Genomic DNA, 13,806 nt, shown 5'->3' with positions numbered 1-13,806 from the left:
CGACCTTCATTACATCCATCGAGAGGCTGATAATGTCTGTCGATAGCGAAAACTACGACATCAGGCGCCGTCTCAAGCGGCGCCTGACTTTTTGGCGCCTGCTGGCAATCCTGCTGGTCATTATCCTTGGCGTCTGGATTTTCAACGAGATGAGCGCGGAAGAGGTCACCGACCACGTCGCCCGCCTCGATGTAACTGAAATTATCGTCGAAAATGACCGCCGTCAGGAGGTCATCGACACTGTTATCTCCGATCCCTCTGCAAAGGCGCTTGTCGTCTATATCAACAGCCCCGGCGGCTCCACCTATGGCAGCGAACGGCTCTACAAGGCTCTGCGCCGGGTGGCGGAAACCAAGCCCGTGGTGACGGTGATCGGCACGGTGGGCGCGTCTGGTGGTTATATGACGGCACTTGCCGGGGACCGTATCTTTGCGGGCGAATCCTCCATTGTCGGCTCCATCGGCGTGATCGTGCAATTGACGGAAATTTCCGAACTGATGAAAAAAGTCGGCGTAAGTGCGACTGCCATCACCTCCGGTGCGCTGAAAGGCGAGCCCTCGCCCTTCAAACCGATATCCGAAGCGGGTCGCGAAAACCTGCAGGACATGGTCACCGCCACCTATGACTGGTTCGTTTCCCTGGTGACGGCACGCCGTCCTTTGGCGGAAAATGACGTCCGCGCCCTTGCTGACGGTCGGGTCGTCATCGGCCTTGTTGCGGTGAAAAACGGCCTGATTGACGAGATCGGTGGCATCACGGAAGCGCAAAGCTGGCTGGAATCGGAGAAACAGATTCCCGCCGGACTGCCGCTCCGTACCCTCGATTACAGCGAACCAAAACCTCTGATTGCAAGGCTTTTGGGGGAAATGATGGGGAAAAGCGTTTTATCAGAAAGACTTACACTTGACGGACTGCTTTCCCTTTGGCAACCTGACTGAAATCGGGAAAATGACAGATAATCGATATAATATTTTCGTGACGGGGAGTGTCGAATGATAAAATCTGAACTTATAGCGATCATCGCGGAAAATAATCCCCATCTGTACCAGCGCGATGTGGAGCGTATTGTAACCACCATATTTGACGAAATTTCCGATGCTCTGGCACGCGGCGACCGGGTCGAGCTTCGTGGTTTCGGGGCATTTTCCACCAAGGAACGCGCCGCACGTGTCGGCCGTAATCCGCGCACCGGGGAGGCTGTGCAGGTGGATAAGAAATATGTGCCCTATTTTAAATGCGGAAAAGATTTGCGTGATCGGCTGAACACCGAAGGGTAAGTAAAGATCGCATTTGACTTTAAATTTCGTTAGTCTGGCAGAAACCCATATCTGAACCAGAAAGCCGTCCATGTTGAAATTTATATCCTGGATATTGTTTCTTGTTATCGCTCTGGTGATAGCCGCCTTGAGCATCGCCAATCGGGAGACAGTGACCTTCTCTCTCGACCCGCTCCCTTTCGCGTTTGACCTGCCACTTTTTGGCCTGTTGCTGGCGGCGGGCTTTATCGGCCTGATTATCGGCTCCGTCGTGACCTGGCTCCGAGGACATGGGGTTCGCCATGAAAATCGCGTTCACAAGCGTGAGGTAGAAGAACTGAAGGGCAGGAACATGGCACTCACCCGCGACCTGGAAGAGGCCCGTGCACGCGGCAGCAACGGCCCGACGCCCGACGCTCTCGCGCCGCCCATTACCGATAAACCCCAGATTGAGCATCACACAGGCCCGTAATCCCGAATGCGGATCATTGAAAATTCCGAAATTGCCGCCGCGCTCCATTACCCGGCGCTGATCGATGCACTCAGGGATATGTTTGTCTCCGGTTGCACCCAACCGCTGCGCCATCACCACGGGCTAGACCCGGAAAATGAGCGCAAGGGCACGCTGCTGATCATGCCCGCCTGGCAATCTGGCGGATTTCTCGGGCTCAAAACCGTGACAGTGATGCCTGAAAATGGCGAGAAAGGCCTGCCCTCCGTTCAGGGAACCTATCTTCTCTTCGATGCGGACAACGGCAGCGCCCTTGCCTTGATGGACGCGGGCGAGCTGACAACCCGGCGGACCGCCGCCGCATCGGCGCTTGCCGCCTCCTATCTCGCGCGGAAAGATGCCTCAAAAATGCTGATGGTGGGGGCTGGCGCCATGGCGCCCTGCCTGATCCGCGCACATGCCGCCGTGCGGGATATCAGGGAAGTCACTATCTGGAACCACCGAACGGAAAAGGCGGAGAAACTTGCGGCCGAGCTGACACAAGAAGGGTTTTCGGCTCAGGCTGTGACCGACCTTGAAGCCGCCGCGCGCACCGCCGACGTCATTTCCTGCGCAACGCTTTCCACCGAGCCGCTGATCAAGGGCAACTGGCTGAAACCGGGCGCGCACCTCGATCTGGTCGGGGCCTTCACGCCCGCCATGCGTGAAAGCGACGATGCTGCCGTCGGTATTGCGAGTCTTTTTGTAGATACTCGGGAAGGCGGTCTCAACGAGGCGGGGGATATTGTCCAGCCACTGAAATCCGGCATTATAAAAGAGGGGGATATCCGGGCAGACCTCTATGATCTCTGTCGCGGCATTCATCCGGGTCGTGAGTCGGCTGATGAAATCACCCTTTTCAAGTCGACCGGCGCCGCGCTGGAGGACCTTGCCGCCGCCATTCTTGCCTATCAGGCAAATCGTTAGATTTTCACCTGAAAATTCGGTAATTTGCGCCTCTATCGCTTTTCATTTTAGCAAAAGCCTCTATTATCGCCGCTGAATTCGCCTATATCTCAGAAAACAGGAGGCCCTGCCATGAGACTGACGCCGCAAAACGCCGTTTTCACAGCCATTGATACGACCGACCTTGACGCGGCGATCGCGCTCGGCAAGTCGATTGCTCCCATTTCTGGTGGCATCAAGCTCGGCAAGGAGTTTTTCACCTCTCATGGACCGCAAGGCGTCATGGCCGTCGCGGGCGAGATGACCCCTCTGTTTCTCGACCTCAAGTTCCATGACATCCCGAACACGGTCGCAGGCGGCGTACGCGCCGCGGCGAAATTTATCAAGCCGACCATGCTCACCATTCACGCAAGCGGCGGGCCCGCCATGATCCGCGCGGCAGCCGATGCCTCCGCCGAATTTGGTGAAGGGCGCCCGCTTATTCTCGGCGTGACGGTGCTGACCAGCATGGATGATGCGGACCTGAACGCGGTTGGCGTCGACAGTCCGGCGAAAGACCAGGTCCTGCGCCTTGCGGAACTCGCGCAAAAGAATGGCGCCGACGGCGTCATATGCGCCCCACAGGAAATTCAGGCGCTGCGCCGGGTTTGCGGACCCGATTTCAAGCTGGTGGTACCCGGTATCCGCCCCATAGGCACCGATCATGGAGACCAGAAGCGAGTGAAGACCCCCATAGAGGCAATGACCGACGGCGCAACTTACCTGGTGATCGGCCGCCCGATCACGGGCGCAGAGGATCCCGCCGCCGCCGTCAGCGCAATTGTCGGGGATATTGCTGCCTAAAATGACCATCCAGGCAAAAATATGCGGTCTCAGTGACGTTACCGCCGTTGAGGCTGCTGTCCTAAATGGAGCGGCCTTCGTCGGTTTTGTCTTTTACGGGCCGAGCCCGCGCAATATTACCCCCGATGAGGCGGCCTTGCTTACCGCAAAGGTACCGTCCCATGTCAAGAAGGTGGGATTGTTTGTTGATCCGGATGAAAAGCTGATCCGTGACGTCCTTACGACCGTATCACTAGACTGGATACAGCTTCATGGATCGGAGTCGCCGGAACGGGTGCGCGAAATCAGGGATACTTACAGCCTGCCGGTGATCAAGGCGATCAAGATTGACAGCGCTGCCTCTCTTGATGAGATTGCCCGCTATGACGGTGTCGCCGATATGTTGCTGTTTGACGCGAAAGAGCCTAAAAGCATGAAAAACGCCCTGCCGGGTGGCAATGGCCTGGCGTTTGACTGGGATCTGCTGGCAAACGCAACTATCAGCAGCCCCTGGATGCTGGCGGGCGGGCTCACCGCGGAGAATATCGCCGAGGCGGTCCGTATCTCCGGCGCAAAGATTGTCGACACCTCCTCCGGTGTCGAGTTCGAGCCCGGACGCAAGAACCCGGCGGCAATTGAGGCCTTTATGGCGGCGGTTGCCGCCATTGATGCATAAATTAGGAAGTTTGAGGCAAACCAGACCATGGCGAAACTGAACAGCTATCGCACCGGCCCGGACGAAACCGGTCATTTCGGTATATTCGGCGGGCAATTTGTCGCTGAAACATTGATGCCGCTTATCCTCGAACTGGATGCCGCCTATGAGGCGTCCAAAAAGGACCCCGAATTTGCCAAGGAGCTTTCCGGCCTGCTGAAAAATTTTGTCGGCCGCGAATCCCCGCTTTATTTTGCCGAGCGGCTGACCGAGCATTACGGCGGCGCGAAAATCTACCTCAAGCGCGAAGACCTGAACCACACCGGCGCACACAAGATCAACAACTGCATGGGCCAGATCCTGCTTGCCCGGCGCATGGGCAAGAAACGCATCATTGCCGAGACCGGCGCAGGCCAGCACGGGGTTGCCACAGCCACTGTCGCCGCGCGGTTTGGTCTTGAATGCGCAATCTATATGGGCGAAACGGATATCGAGCGGCAGAAACCTAACGTTTTCCGCATGAAATTGCTGGGCGCAGACGTCATTCCCGTCAAATCCGGCGCGCGTACCCTAAAGGACGCGATGAACGAAGCCCTTCGTGACTGGGTGACGAATGTGGACGATACCTTCTATATCATCGGCACGGTTGCGGGACCGCATCCCTACCCCGAACTGGTCCGCGATTTTCAATGCGTGATCGGCGAGGAAACCCGCCGCCAGATCATGGAAGCGGAAGGGCGGCTGCCAGATACGCTGCTTGCCTGCATCGGCGGCGGATCAAACGCAATGGGCCTGTTCCACCCGTTTCTGGATGACGAAAAGGTCGAGATCATCGGTGTCGAGGCCGCGGGCCACGGTATCGATACCGATAAACATGCGGCGTCTCTGAAAGGCGGACGACCGGGCGTATTGCATGGTAACCGCACCTATCTGCTGCAGGATGACGACGGCCAGATATTGGAGGCGCATTCCATTTCCGCAGGACTCGACTATCCCGGTATCGGGCCCGAGCATTCCTGGCTTAATGACATCGGGCGGGTCAAATATGTAAACGCGACGGACGCGGAGGCACTGGACGCCTTCCAGCTTTGCTGCAAGCTGGAGGGAATTATCCCCGCACTCGAGAGCGCCCATGCACTTGCCTATCTTGAAAAGCTCGCGCCGGACCTCCCGAAGGATCATATCATCGTAATCAATCTCTCCGGTCGGGGCGATAAGGACATTTTCACTGTTGCCGATGCGCTGGGAGTTGAGTTGTGAGTGATACCCGTATTGACCGCCGTTTCAAGGCCTTGAAAGCCGAAGGGCGCGCTGCCTTTGTCACCTATGTCATGGCGGGCGACCCGAATTATGATGCCGCGCTTGAGATTGTAAAGGGGCTGCCCGGTGCCGGAGCGGATATTATCGAGGTCGGGCTGCCCTTCACCGACCCAATGGCTGATGGCCCGGCGATCCAACAGGCGGGGCTTCGTGCGCTCGCCGGCGGAATGACCTTGAAGAAGACGCTGAAACTGATTTCCGAGTTTCGACAGGACGATAACGACACGCCGATCGTGCTGATGGGCTATTATAATCCCATTTATAGCTATGGGGTCGATCAGTTTCTCACGGATGCAACGAGCGCCGGGGTCGATGGGCTGATTGTCGTTGACCTTCCGTCCGAGGAGGACAAGGAACTTTGTCTTCCCGCGCGCGAGGCCGGGCTTAACTTCATTCGCCTCGCGACACCGACCACCGACGATAAACGCCTGCCGAAGGTTCTCGCCAATTCATCCGGCTTCCTTTATTATGTCTCTATTGCCGGAACCACAGGCGCCGCGGCGCCAAAAGCGAGCGATGTTGCAACCGCCCTCACCCGGATCCGCAAGACGACGGATCTGCCGATAGCAGTGGGATTTGGCCTTCGCACCGGGGCGCAGGCTGCGGAAATAGCGAAAATAGCCGACGGTGCGGTTGTCGGCACTGCTCTTGTTGAGCAAGTTGCCCTCGGCAGCAATGATAAGGATTCAGTAAATCGGGTGCTTGAACTGGCGCGCGAGATTTCAGCGGGTATCCGCAGCGTAAAAAAGACGTAACAGGACACAAACATGAACTGGTTGACGAACAAGGTCCTGCCGAAATTCCGGCAACTGACAACGAAACAGGATACCCCCGACAATCTCTGGGTTAAATGCCCCGATTGCGGCCAGATGCTGTTCCATAACGACCTGCAAGCCAACCAGAATGTCTGCACCCATTGCGACTACCATATGCGTATCTCGCCGAAAGAACGGTTCGAGGCGCTGTTCGATGACGCGAAATACGATCTTATCGAACTGCCGGAAGTCCCGGTTGACCCGTTAAAATTCCGTGATTCCAAACGCTATACAGAGCGGTTGAAGGATGCCCGCAACAAGACCGGTGATGTCGACGCGATGAAGGTCGCCCATGGTAAGATGGGTGGCAACCCGGCGGTTATCTCTGTGCAGAATTTCGATTTCATGGGCGGATCCTTGGGATTGGCCGTGGGAGAGGCCATTGTCGCCGCCTCCAAACTCGCAATTTTGCAGAAAGCCCCGCTGATCCTCTTTTCGGCTGCCGGGGGCGCCCGGATGCAGGAGGGGATACTCTCCCTCATGCAGATGCCGCGCACGACAGTCGCGATCCAGCGCCTAAAAGAAAGCCGCCTGCCGTTTATCGTGGTCCTCACCGACCCGACAACAGGTGGGGTCACGGCATCTTACGCCATGCTGGGGGATATCCAGATTGCGGAGCCGGGCGCGCTTATCTGCTTTGCCGGTCCCCGCGTGATTGAGGAAACGATCCGTGAAACCCTGCCCGACGGGTTCCAGCGCGCGGAGTTCCTGCTGGAGCATGGCATGCTCGACATGGTCGTGCATCGCCAGGAAATGCGCGAAACCCTGTGTCGGGTGATCGATTTGCTAGGCACAAAGCTGAAACTGCCGCCCGCGGTGATGAAGAGTAACGGCAAGAAAACTGGCAAATCTTCTGACTCTAATAAGGCGCCGGACGAAAAAGCCACCAGCGCCGGCAAAAAATAGACCGAACCCATTGTGACCGGAACCAACAGCGATCGGATTCTGGCGCGGCTGATGACGCTGCACCCGAAGATCATCGACCTCACCCTCGATCGCATGCTGCCGCTCCTTGCCAAGCTCGATCATCCGGAACGACGGCTGCCCCCTGTTGTTCATGTGGCGGGAACCAACGGCAAGGGCTCCCTGCTCGCCTATCTTCGCGCGATGCTGGAGGCCGCAGGCTACCGGGTGCATGTCTACACCTCGCCGCATCTGGTGCGCTTTGCCGAGCGTATCCGTCTGGCCGGGAAAATCATTGATGAGGAGACGTTGAGCGAGTTTCTCCTGTCCTGCGAAACCGCCAATGGCAATACCCCGATTACCTATTTCGAGATTACTACTATCGCGGCGTTCAAGGCCTTTGCCGAGACACCGGCGGATATTCTCCTGCTCGAAACAGGGCTTGGTGGGCGCTATGACGCCACCAACGTGGTGGCACGTCCGGCCCTCACGGCGATTACGCCCATTTCCCATGATCATGCGGAGTTTTTAGGTACCGATCTTGCCGGGATTGCCGGGGAAAAGGCCGGGATCATTAAAGCCGGAGTGCCGGTTGTGATCGGTCCACAGGAGAAAGTGGCGCTGGATGTCTTGCGTAAAACCGCAGAAAAGCTGGGGTCCACGTCCTTTATACATGGGGAAGACTGGTCCTGCCGGAAAACAACGGACGGCTGGGAGTATGACGGACCGGAGGGTCCCCGTGGCTTTCCCGAGCCTGCGCTACACGGCACTCACCAGATCGACAATGCGGCAACGGCGGTTGCCTGCCTCCACCATATTGGTGGATTTACCGTCTCCGACGCGGCGATCAGTGAGGGCCTGCGACGCGTGGAGTGGCCGGCACGGATGCAGCGCCTGTCAAAAGGGCCAATCGTGGAGGCACTGCCCGCCCATGTAGAAGTCTGGCTCGACGGCGGGCATAATCCGGCAGCCGGGGAGCAGATCGCGAAAAGTTTCGCAAGCTGGAACCGGCAAGACCCGAAGTCCAGCTATCTCATCGCCGGAATGCTGAACACCAAGGACCAGAAATCCTTCTTCTCCCGGCTTGCCCCGGTGATGGAGAAAGGGCATTGCATTACTATCCCCGAGGAAGCGGCGGCCACACCCGCCGCGGATCTCGCCAATATGGCCCGCGCGGTCGGGCTGGATATGTCAGAAATGCCGTCCCTGATGGCGGCCGTGGAAGCATTAAGGCCCACCATGCGGGAAAAACCCTGTCGTCTACTGATTGCGGGGAGTCTTTACCTCGCCGGTCAGGTTCTCAGGGAGAATGGGTAAGGCGGGTCAGGGAACCAGGCGATAGCCACCCGGTTCGGTAATCAGGATTTTGGCATCCGATGGCTCTGTCTCGATTTTCTGGCGCAGTCGGTAAATATGCGTTTCCAGCGTATGCGTCGTCACCCCGGCATTATAGCCCCAAACCTCATTCAGCAGGATATCGCGGGTCACGACCTTTTTTCCAGCACGGTAGAGATATTTCAGTATGGCTGTTTCCTTCTCGGTCAACCGGACCTTTTGCGCCGTTTCCTTGTGCAGCATCAGCTTGCCCGCCGGTCGGAAGCTGTAGGGTCCGATGGTGAAGACAGCGTCCTCGCTCTGTTCATGCTGGCGGAGTTGGGACCGGATACGGGCAAGGAGTACGCCGATGCGGAAGGGTTTCGAGACATAGTCATTGGCCCCGGACTCAAGGCCGAGAATCTGGTCGCTGTCGCTGTCCTGGGCCGTCAGCATAATGATTGGCGCCTTGTTACCGGTCTTGCGGATGAGTTTGCAAGCCTCGCGTCCATCCATATCCGGCAGGCCGACATCTAGCAGGATCAGGTCGAAATGGCTCTTCTTGATCTTGTCCAGTGCCTCGCATGCCGTTGCCGCCTGATGGGTCAGGAATTCCTCATGCAGGTCGAGTTGCTCAGCCAGTGTTTCCCGCAACGCATTATCGTCATCGACCAGAAGAATCTTTTTACCGCCCGTCATTTGCGTATTTCCCCACTGCTGTTGTCCGGTCGACCATCCTGTATGGCTCTCCAGCCTTAAAAGTTGGTATCATATGGCGGTATTCAAGGGCAAGTAGGACAGTTAGCTGCAACTATTCACGTTAAAGTGAAGGTCTGCGAGGCACTAACCGCGACAACCCGCCATTTTAAGTGAGACGCGGCGGAAAAATGCTGGTCATGGGCGATTGTGATAATATAACAATTGCGGCCCGCCACCATCGCCTGCTAATAATCTTGATGCATCGCTGAACTCGCGCACCGGAAAACAGAACAATATGAGTAACAATAACAAAGACAAGACCGAGCTCAAACGGCTGCGTGCTGTTGATCGCGCCATCGCGGACTTACGCCGCGGGCTGAGCGTCGTTGTGAAAGGTGATGGTGAGGCCTCACTCGTGCTCGCCACAGAAATGGCCTTCGACCCGGAACTGGAAACCCTTGCCACGCGAAGCGGCGCGGAGCCGGTCCTGGCGCTCACGGCCCATCGCGCCAATGTGCTCCACATCCAGCCGACAGGGGACGACACTATCCGCTTGGTGATCGAGGATTGGATGGATGCGCCGCTGATGCGCGCGCTTGCCGATGCGGTCCACGATCTCGACCAGCCCTTTCGCGGCCCCTTTACCCGGCTGAAAGAGGGATTACCGCCGACGGTGTCCGCGGCGATCAAGCTGGCCAAACTTGGCCGCCTCCTCCCCTCGGTCCTGGCGGCGGCGCTGCCAATTGACAGGGTGGCGGATGTAACGACGGAACATGATCTGTCGATTGTCACTATTGACGACATTCTCGCCTTTGAAGATACCGCTGCGCTCCAGTTAACGCCGGTTGCTTCCGCGCGTGTGCCTCTTCAGGCGGCGGAGAACTCAACCTTTCACGCATTTCGTCCGAAAGACGGCGGGATCGAGCATCTGGCAATCGTTGTTGGTGATCCCAACCGGCGCGAACCCGTATTGGCGCGGCTGCACTCGGAATGCTTTACAGGAGACCTGATCGGGTCCCTCAAATGTGACTGCGGGGAACAGCTTCGCGGGGCGTTGAAAGCTATTGCTGAGGAAGGCGGCGGCGTTCTCCTATACCTCGCGCAGGAAGGACGCGGCATCGGCTTGATCAACAAACTGCGGGCCTACAAGCTGCAGGAACAGGGCTTTGATACAATTGATGCCAATGAACGGCTCGGGTTCGATGCGGATGAACGGGTATTCCGACCCGCTGCGGAGATGTTGAGATTGCTCGGGTTCAAGAAAATCCGGCTGATGACCAACAATCCGGAAAAGGTCGAGGGTCTGGAACGGCATGGCATCGCGATCACTGAGCGGGTGTCCCACAAATTCCCCTCCAACACCCATAACGAGCTTTATCTTGCCACCAAGAAAAAGCGCAGTGGGCATTATCTATAGGGAATATCGCCCCTAGTCGGCAATTTTTGCCGCCATTTCCGTGTTCTTGCCCGATAGAACCCCGATTTTTGCGGGTCGTTTTGGCACGCTCCTTGCTCATATACCGGGCAAGGAGAAATTTATGTCGATCAACGCTGTTACTCATGATCCCTACGCCTATCTCGATCGGGCCCTGCCGAACGATCGGGTCGCGTTGTATGTACCAAAGGAACGCCTCGATGAAAACGGCAACAAGGTTGCCGATGAAGACGGCTTTGGGGATGATGGCTTCGGGTTCGACGATTTCCTCGATATCATCAACCCGTTACAGCATATTCCCGGCATTTCATCCCTCTATCGGGAGATTACCGGCGATGAAATCAGCCCCGGCGCCCGCAGTATTGGCGGAACCATTTATGGCGGCGCGATAGGATTGGCCGTTTCCCTGGTTAATTCCGCAGTTGAGGAGGCAACCGGCAAGGATGTCGGCGAACATGTGATTAGTTTGTTTTCCACAGACGAGGACGAAGCAGCACCCGTCGAAATGATCGCCTCCACCGCGCCGCCCGCGATAGAAGAGTCACCCGATGCCGCAGTTGCTGCGACCAGAACGTCCCCTGTTGCCCCAGCGCCGGTTGCCGCAGCGCCGGTTGCTGCGGCGCCGGTTGTTAGCGCACCGCTGGAGGCGCCGGTCACGCCCGCACAGGATATTCCGGAAATGCCTGTCAGCGAGAAACTCCCCTTAGCTTCCCCCATCGGGCTGGAATGGAAGGGTGACAAACCGGCACTTTTGCAGCAGCTAGAAAATGCGAAAACACAGAATTTGTCGGAAGAGCAGCTTCACGCTGTCTTCAGAAGCTTTAACACCGCGCCATCCGCACTGGAAATTCCGCCGGCGGATGCGAAGGCCGCCAGCGCGGCCTATCAGAAGGCCGCGTCTGCGACCGAACAGCTTGTACGACCAGATAATCGCACCAATTGGCCCCAGGAACGTCCCGCTCCGTAACCTATTTCCCTGGATGACTTTGGCGTCCTGACGCCGTAAACTTCCTCAATGGATATCGAAATCATCAATATAGATGGGTCCCGGGCCCGCCTTCGCTATGGCGGGCATGAGTTTGGCTGCGCCCTCGGCAAGGCCGGAATCACGGCAGCAAAGCGTGAAGGAGATCATGCCACGCCCGCCGGGCGTTTTCCGTTACGAAAACTCTATTATCGGCCGGATAAATTCAACAGCCCGCCCGAATGCCGGCTTCCGGTAGAGGAAATGGATCCTCTCGATGGCTGGTGCGACGCGCCTGATCATACCCTCTATAACCAGTATGTTCGCCTGCCTTTCAGCGCCAGTCATGAACAGCTCTGGCGCACGGACGATGTCTATGACCTGCTGGTCGTACTGGGCTATAATGACGATCCGGTCATACCGGGGGCAGGAAGCTGCATCTTCATGCATGTGGCGCGCGAGGGCTACGTCCCGACAGAAGGCTGCGTCGCACTTCAAAAAGACGACCTGCTATTGTTGCTTGCCGCACTGGAAGAGCGCACTGCTATTCATATTCCGGAGCCCTGATTACGGGTCGCTACGCGTCCCGAAGAGAGCCGTCCCGACGCGGACCGCGGTTGCACCGAACTGGACTGCCGTCTCGAAATCAGCGCTCATCCCCATGCTGAGACGGGTAAGACCATTGCGCGCCGCAATTTTCCCAAGCAGCGCAAAATGCGGTGCGGGCTGTTCCTCCACCGGTGGGATACACATCAATCCAATAACGTTGAGCCCAAGGTCTTCCCGGCATTCGGTGATAAATGCGTCCGCATCCTCGGGAAAAATGCCGGCTTTCTGCGGCTCCTTGCCCGTATTAACCTGAATATAAACAGGCAAGTTTCGCCCGGCTGCCGTCATTTCCTTTGCGAGAATGCGGGCAAGTTTCGGGCGGTCAATCGTTTGAATGACATCGAAGAGCGCCACGGCGTCTTTTGCCTTGTTGGTCTGCAGTGGTCCGATCAGGTGCAGCTCGATATCTGTGTACCGCGATTTCAGGTCCGGCCATTTCTCCTGCGCTTCCTGGACCCGGTTTTCCCCGAAATGGCGATGCCCATGGGCAAGCGCTGCCTCGATTGCCGACACAGGCTGACGTTTACTGACTGCAATCAGGTCAACAGCGGTCGCTTGCCGCTCCCATTTTCGCGCTGTCTCCTGGATCCGCCCCGTGATGGCATCGAAATTTGCGGCGATATCGCCCTTTGAATTTGAAGTTCCGGATGACATTTAATCAGCCCCAAGCTTAAGGTGTAATTTGCGTGATTTTCCAAAAATAAAAGCCGATTTTTTGCAAAAACCGCCGTTTATGGTTAAAAATATGTAAACTTCGTCACTTATATCCCGGCGGCAGATACTTGAATTCCTTCATTACATCACGATGTGCGGTGACAATTTTTTCAATCTGCTCCGGTGTGAGCGCCGTTTTCCACTGCCCGGCCTTGCCCACACGGAAGAATTTCTCCGCCTTGTCCGATCGCTCGTTAAAGCCGGTTGTCGCTTCCAGTTTCCGCGACGTCTCAAAAGACGAAAACTTGATCGCCCGTTTCAGCCGTTCCTTGGGTGGCCTTAGACCGAGAAATTTCGCAAGTTCGCTGAACGTCTTTTCCGGCTTATAAAGCATATCCTCATAACGCAGGATATGGCGCGCGGATTTATCCATCGCCTGCCAGGAAGTAACATGGTTTGACCAGGAACTCAGGAAATCGGGCACTTTACGATCCGTTTCCCCGCTATAGGCCGCCACATCATTCATCATATCAACGCCCTGATCTATCGTCATGCCGTAATGATCGGACAGGGAAATCACCACATCCAGCGGATTTCGGACAATATAGATGGCCCCGGCGGTAAATTCAGGCGTCACCAAAGGGATCCCATGCTTCTTACCGAGCCAGTTATGGGTTTTGACAAATACGGAATCAGGGCGTGTCCGGGCGTAGGCCTGGTGAACTTTCGGGATCAGGGCCGCATTCTCTTCGTCCGACAGATCGCTATAAGGCTTTCCCGTGACCTGTTCATACCAGACCTTGTTGCCATCCCCGATTGTGAACTTGGTCAACTCATTTATATCCGCCGGCCGGTTGGCATTGAGCAGCAGGTTATGCAGAAAAGTCCGCACCCAGGTATTTCCGGATTTCGGATAAGAGGCCAGCCAGATAATTCCGCCCATAGGTACAGCTTTCCGATTTTA

General features: G+C 56.7%; 16 protein-coding genes. 13 read left to right on the top strand and 3 right to left on the bottom strand.

Going from position 1 to position 13,806, the window contains the following annotated elements; translation table 11 throughout:
- Nucleotides 1-32 precede the first annotated feature (32 nt).
- The 10 genes from sppA to J0X12_RS04075 all read left to right on the top strand — a co-directional run bounded on the left by sppA (nt 33) and on the right by J0X12_RS04075 (nt 8,484).
- The gene (sppA, locus tag J0X12_RS04120; RefSeq protein ID WP_207042527.1) at nt 33-938 is read left to right on the top strand and encodes a signal peptide peptidase SppA; all 906 of its coding nucleotides are present in this window, start codon (nt 33-35) and stop codon (nt 936-938) included.
- A 54-nt stretch (nt 939-992) separates the two neighbouring features.
- Nucleotides 993-1,277 carry an integration host factor subunit beta gene (ihfB, locus tag J0X12_RS04115; protein WP_207042525.1) on the top strand — a complete coding sequence of 95 codons (285 nt, stop codon included), beginning with the start codon at nt 993-995 and terminating at the stop codon, nt 1,275-1,277.
- A gap of 70 nt (nt 1,278-1,347) precedes the next feature.
- Nucleotides 1,348-1,728, top strand: a complete 381-nt coding sequence (locus tag J0X12_RS04110) for a LapA family protein (RefSeq protein ID WP_207042523.1) — start codon at nt 1,348-1,350, stop codon at nt 1,726-1,728.
- A gap of 6 nt (nt 1,729-1,734) precedes the next feature.
- Nucleotides 1,735-2,673 (top strand): bifunctional Delta(1)-pyrroline-2-carboxylate/Delta(1)-piperideine-2-carboxylate reductase, encoded by a 939-nt coding sequence (gene lhpI, locus J0X12_RS04105; RefSeq protein WP_207042521.1) that lies wholly within the window; start codon nt 1,735-1,737, stop codon nt 2,671-2,673.
- 111 nt (nt 2,674-2,784) lie between these two features.
- A complete protein-coding gene (gene pyrF, locus J0X12_RS04100; protein ID WP_207042519.1) occupies nt 2,785-3,495 on the top strand; it encodes an orotidine-5'-phosphate decarboxylase in 711 nt (236 codons plus the stop codon).
- Nucleotide 3,496: 1 nt separating this feature from the next.
- Nucleotides 3,497-4,150 (top strand): phosphoribosylanthranilate isomerase, encoded by a 654-nt coding sequence (locus tag J0X12_RS04095; protein WP_207042517.1) that lies wholly within the window; start codon nt 3,497-3,499, stop codon nt 4,148-4,150.
- A gap of 27 nt (nt 4,151-4,177) precedes the next feature.
- On the top strand, nt 4,178-5,389 hold the full coding sequence (gene trpB, locus J0X12_RS04090; RefSeq protein WP_207042515.1) for a tryptophan synthase subunit beta: 1,212 nt from the start codon (nt 4,178-4,180) through the stop codon (nt 5,387-5,389).
- Nucleotides 5,386-6,204 carry a tryptophan synthase subunit alpha gene (gene trpA / locus J0X12_RS04085; protein WP_207042513.1) on the top strand — a complete coding sequence of 273 codons (819 nt, stop codon included), beginning with the start codon at nt 5,386-5,388 and terminating at the stop codon, nt 6,202-6,204. The genes trpB and trpA overlap by 4 nt, the downstream gene beginning before the upstream one ends.
- 12 nt (nt 6,205-6,216) lie before the next feature.
- Nucleotides 6,217-7,170, top strand: coding sequence for an acetyl-CoA carboxylase, carboxyltransferase subunit beta (accD, locus tag J0X12_RS04080; RefSeq protein ID WP_207042511.1), 954 nt, complete (start codon nt 6,217-6,219; stop codon nt 7,168-7,170).
- A 12-nt stretch (nt 7,171-7,182) separates the two neighbouring features.
- On the top strand, nt 7,183-8,484 hold the full coding sequence (locus tag J0X12_RS04075; protein ID WP_207042510.1) for a Mur ligase family protein: 1,302 nt from the start codon (nt 7,183-7,185) through the stop codon (nt 8,482-8,484).
- Between the two features lie 6 nt (nt 8,485-8,490).
- Here the strand turns inward: J0X12_RS04075 and J0X12_RS04070 are convergent, their stop codons facing one another.
- Nucleotides 8,491-9,180 (bottom strand): response regulator transcription factor, encoded by a 690-nt coding sequence (locus J0X12_RS04070; protein WP_207042507.1) that lies wholly within the window; start codon nt 9,178-9,180, stop codon nt 8,491-8,493.
- 295 nt (nt 9,181-9,475) lie between these two features.
- Between J0X12_RS04070 and ribA the strand changes: the two genes are divergently transcribed.
- The 3 genes from ribA (at nt 9,476) to J0X12_RS04055 (ending at nt 12,146) form a co-directional block, all read left to right on the top strand.
- Complete coding sequence (gene ribA / locus J0X12_RS04065) at nt 9,476-10,597, top strand: GTP cyclohydrolase II (RefSeq protein ID WP_207042505.1); 1,122 nt, start codon at nt 9,476-9,478, stop codon at nt 10,595-10,597.
- Nucleotides 10,598-10,718: 121 nt separating this feature from the next.
- Entirely contained in the window at nt 10,719-11,582 is an 864-nt protein-coding gene (locus J0X12_RS04060) for a hypothetical protein (RefSeq protein WP_207042503.1), read from the top strand.
- 48 nt (nt 11,583-11,630) lie between these two features.
- A complete protein-coding gene (locus J0X12_RS04055) occupies nt 11,631-12,146 on the top strand; it encodes a L,D-transpeptidase family protein (RefSeq protein WP_207042501.1) in 516 nt (171 codons plus the stop codon).
- Here the strand turns inward: J0X12_RS04055 and J0X12_RS04050 are convergent, their stop codons facing one another.
- Both J0X12_RS04050 and J0X12_RS04045 read right to left on the bottom strand, forming a co-directional pair.
- Nucleotides 12,147-12,842, bottom strand: coding sequence for a YggS family pyridoxal phosphate-dependent enzyme (locus J0X12_RS04050; RefSeq protein ID WP_207042500.1), 696 nt, complete (start codon nt 12,840-12,842; stop codon nt 12,147-12,149).
- Between the two features lie 103 nt (nt 12,843-12,945).
- Nucleotides 12,946-13,785 (bottom strand): sulfotransferase domain-containing protein, encoded by an 840-nt coding sequence (locus J0X12_RS04045; RefSeq protein ID WP_207042498.1) that lies wholly within the window; start codon nt 13,783-13,785, stop codon nt 12,946-12,948.
- Between the last annotated feature and the right edge of the window lie 21 nt (nt 13,786-13,806).

Origin of the sequence: Sneathiella sedimenti (assembly GCF_017313765.1) — a bacterium.
GTDB lineage: Bacteria > Pseudomonadota > Alphaproteobacteria > Sneathiellales > Sneathiellaceae > Sneathiella > Sneathiella sedimenti.
This window is presented reverse-complemented; position numbering and strand designations above follow the sequence as displayed.

What these genes read in the sequence shown, in the direction of transcription:
- sppA (WP_207042527.1), top strand. Translation starts at nt 33, where the DNA reads ATGTCTGTCGATAGCGAAAACTACGACATCAGGCGCCGTCTCAAGCGG.
- ihfB (WP_207042525.1), top strand. Translation starts at nt 993, where the DNA reads ATGATAAAATCTGAACTTATAGCGATCATCGCGGAAAATAATCCCCAT.
- J0X12_RS04110 (WP_207042523.1), top strand. Translation starts at nt 1,348, where the DNA reads ATGTTGAAATTTATATCCTGGATATTGTTTCTTGTTATCGCTCTGGTG.
- lhpI (WP_207042521.1), top strand. Translation starts at nt 1,735, where the DNA reads ATGCGGATCATTGAAAATTCCGAAATTGCCGCCGCGCTCCATTACCCG.
- pyrF (WP_207042519.1), top strand. Translation starts at nt 2,785, where the DNA reads ATGAGACTGACGCCGCAAAACGCCGTTTTCACAGCCATTGATACGACC.
- J0X12_RS04095 (WP_207042517.1), top strand. Translation starts at nt 3,497, where the DNA reads ATGACCATCCAGGCAAAAATATGCGGTCTCAGTGACGTTACCGCCGTT.
- trpB (WP_207042515.1), top strand. Translation starts at nt 4,178, where the DNA reads ATGGCGAAACTGAACAGCTATCGCACCGGCCCGGACGAAACCGGTCAT.
- accD (WP_207042511.1), top strand. Translation starts at nt 6,217, where the DNA reads ATGAACTGGTTGACGAACAAGGTCCTGCCGAAATTCCGGCAACTGACA.
- J0X12_RS04070 (WP_207042507.1), bottom strand. Translation starts at nt 9,180, where the DNA reads ATGACGGGCGGTAAAAAGATTCTTCTGGTCGATGACGATAATGCGTTG.
- ribA (WP_207042505.1), top strand. Translation starts at nt 9,476, where the DNA reads ATGAGTAACAATAACAAAGACAAGACCGAGCTCAAACGGCTGCGTGCT.
- J0X12_RS04060 (WP_207042503.1), top strand. Translation starts at nt 10,719, where the DNA reads ATGTCGATCAACGCTGTTACTCATGATCCCTACGCCTATCTCGATCGG.
- J0X12_RS04055 (WP_207042501.1), top strand. Translation starts at nt 11,631, where the DNA reads ATGGATATCGAAATCATCAATATAGATGGGTCCCGGGCCCGCCTTCGC.
- J0X12_RS04050 (WP_207042500.1), bottom strand. Translation starts at nt 12,842, where the DNA reads ATGTCATCCGGAACTTCAAATTCAAAGGGCGATATCGCCGCAAATTTC.
- J0X12_RS04045 (WP_207042498.1), bottom strand. Translation starts at nt 13,785, where the DNA reads ATGGGCGGAATTATCTGGCTGGCCTCTTATCCGAAATCCGGAAATACC.